Origin of the sequence: Pseudomonas inefficax (assembly GCF_900277125.1) — a bacterium.
GTDB lineage: Bacteria > Pseudomonadota > Gammaproteobacteria > Pseudomonadales > Pseudomonadaceae > Aquipseudomonas > Aquipseudomonas inefficax.
Genome location: NZ_OPYN01000162.1, coordinates 1 through 1,250, shown reverse-complemented (window position 1 = coordinate 1,250; position 1,250 = coordinate 1). Strand labels below are relative to the sequence as shown.

1 protein-coding gene and 1 pseudogene are annotated in these 1,250 nt (G+C 58.9%); one reads left to right on the top strand and one right to left on the bottom strand.

The window, feature by feature from the left end:
• A pseudogene (locus JV551A3_RS18420) lies at positions 1 to 416 on the bottom strand (type I secretion system permease/ATPase); the annotation flags it as partial.
• Between the two features lie 543 nt (positions 417 to 959).
• Between JV551A3_RS18420 and JV551A3_RS18415 the strand changes: the two are divergent.
• The coding region (locus JV551A3_RS18415; RefSeq protein WP_133979029.1) for a hypothetical protein at positions 960 to 1,250 on the top strand (291 nt) is incomplete at its 3' end.

The window sequence follows — 1,250 nt, the reverse complement described above, 5'->3', positions numbered from 1 at the left end:
TCGAAGAAGGCGAACAGGCCGTTGCCGGTCAGAAACTGACGTACCTGCGCAAGGTCCTGCAGGGCCTGGGCCGGGTTGCCGCCGGCGCGGCTCAGGTTGCGTTCGAAGGCTGCGCTGAAGATGCGCCGGTTGAGGTCCATGTCGAGGAAGTTGCCGACCCGGATCAGTACGCGGGTGCGGACCATCTCCAGAGCAGACATCAGCATGAACAAGCCGATCACCAGCAGGGTAAGCATGGTCAGGGTGGTGACGTTGCGGCTGACCAGGGCGCGGTCATACACCTGCAACATATAAATTGCTGGCGTCAACATCATGACGTTTATCACGCCGCTGAAGGCGGCCAGGGCAAAAAAACTGCGGCGCAGGCGGAACAGCACGTCGGCCAGCTCGGTACGAGTGCGTGGTGGCTTGTGCATCGGGGCCTCCCTTTATCGCAAATCGGGAAGCCCTTGCGGCGCCCCGTGCAGCGGTAATCGTGGCTTCTGGTTGGCTCGCAGGCGGATCGCTCTTATGGCGGATGCTCCAAAACGCTGCGCTGCTCCCACATGCTGGAGCGTAGGTTGCAGCGACACACACGGTAATATCGTTTCGCTCTATGAAGTCTTTGAACTTTTTATAAGTGCCAATAAAACAGTTATTTGCATCGCATTATCATCGGCCGACGATTTTTTTGACGGGATATTGACAACCTTTTCGCCTGCGACTTTAGTCTGATGTATTCGGGCCCTGTGCGAGCTGGGGTCGATGCATGTGCGTTACAGCTGTATCGCATGCTTAACAAGGCCCCCGGACGATGGGTGCCGGCTTGCGAATGATGAGGCCAGTGGGGGCCAGCACAAGAGTGTTGTGCCCACTGAACCTGGAGCACCGAACCAGTATCTGCGCACGTCAACACTGACTGGGCGCGGGAAGGACCCTGTTGCCCTGTGTCATCTCCGGAAAGATCGAGGGCAATTGAAATGGCAGATTTCAGCAAGTCGGACCTGGAGTTCATCCTTCAGCAGATTTTCATCGCCGAAGCCCACGCCGATGGCGCGAGCCTGATCGACCTGCTGCCCAACAGCCAGGTACCGTTCGGCCTGCGTACCGTGGACGGCAGCTACAACAACCTGGTGACCGGGCAGAGCGAGTTCGGCGCCGCCGACAATTCGTTCCTGCGCCTGCTCAGCCCATCCTTCAGCGGCGACTATGCCGGCACCGGCACGGTTACCGACTCGCAACCGCGCACCATCAGCAACCTGATCGTCGAC